The organism is Prevotella heparinolytica, assembly GCF_004342845.1.
Taxonomy (GTDB): Bacteria; Bacteroidota; Bacteroidia; order Bacteroidales; family Bacteroidaceae; genus Bacteroides; species Bacteroides heparinolyticus.
The window spans coordinates 1-1,055 of record NZ_SLXB01000068.1; the positions used below are offsets into that span (position 1 = coordinate 1).

Annotated in this window: 1 protein-coding gene; it reads left to right on the forward strand. The window is 58.4% G+C overall.

Translation table 11 applies throughout. The features are described from left to right. Positions 1–123 precede the first annotated feature (123 nt). Entirely contained in the window at positions 124–1,014 is an 891-nt protein-coding gene (locus tag EV202_RS14975) for an ATP-binding protein (protein ID WP_131927621.1), read from the forward strand. Positions 1,015–1,055 lie beyond the last annotated feature (41 nt).

Consider the following 1,055-nt stretch of genomic DNA (forward strand, 5'->3'; position numbering starts at 1 on the left):
ACCGCCGGCGAACCTGCCTATACGGGCATCGGGGAGTATGAGAAAGCCCTCTCCAACATGACGCTGGACGAGGTGATGCACCGATTTTAAACGACAATCAATAACCATTTAAATACCCTTCAAATGAAACTTACCAAACAGGACAAGGATGCCATCCGCGACGCGCTGATGGCCTATTGCGAGAACTTCCCCAGCCGCAACCGTGCCAGCGAAAGCCTGCAAGGCGTCAGCGCGGCCGTTGTGAGCCAGATCCTTAACACCAAGTACGACACCATCTCCGATGACATGTTCGGGCGTATCGCCTCGCAGATCGGCTTCAGCTTCGACAGCTGGGCCATCTGCGAAAGCGAGAACTTCCGTCTGGCCACCTACGTGATGGCCGACGCGCAGATGTACAAGAACGTCACGTGGATGGTGGGCGACGCCGGCTGCGGCAAGACCACGGCCGCCATCGAGTTCCGCCGCACGCACCGCAACGTTTTCTATATTCTTTGCAGCGAGGACATGCGACGCAGCGACTTCGTGCGCGAGATAGCAAAACAGGTGGGCGCTCCCACCGACGCCACGAGCAACCTGCGCGACATGCTGGAGTATGCCCTCTCGATGATCGGGTTCCTTCAGAACCCGCTGCTCATCTTCGACGAGGGCGACAAGCTGACCGACTGCGTGCTTAACTACTTCATCAGCATTTACAACCGTCTGGAAGGCCGGGCGGGCATCGTCTTCCTTAGCACCGACTATATTAAGCGGCGCATGGAGGGCGGGCTACACTATAACAAGAAAGGCTACAAAGAGATCAACAGCCGCATCGGGCGCAAGTTTTTCGACCTGAACGCCACGAGCCGGAACGACGTGTACACCATCTGCCGCGCCAACGGGCTGACGAACGAGGCGGAAATAATGAGCGTGGTAAGGGACGCCGAGGCGCTGGACAACGACCTTCGCCGCGTGAAACGTAAAGTGCACGCGCAGAAACGGATAGCCGAGCAGCGGAAAGGGGGCGACGGGCAATGAGCGTGACGTTCGACCGCAACGCCAAGGGCGTGCGCGAGATG

What these genes read in the sequence shown, in the direction of transcription:
- EV202_RS14975 (WP_131927621.1), top strand. Translation starts at nt 124, where the DNA reads ATGAAACTTACCAAACAGGACAAGGATGCCATCCGCGACGCGCTGATG.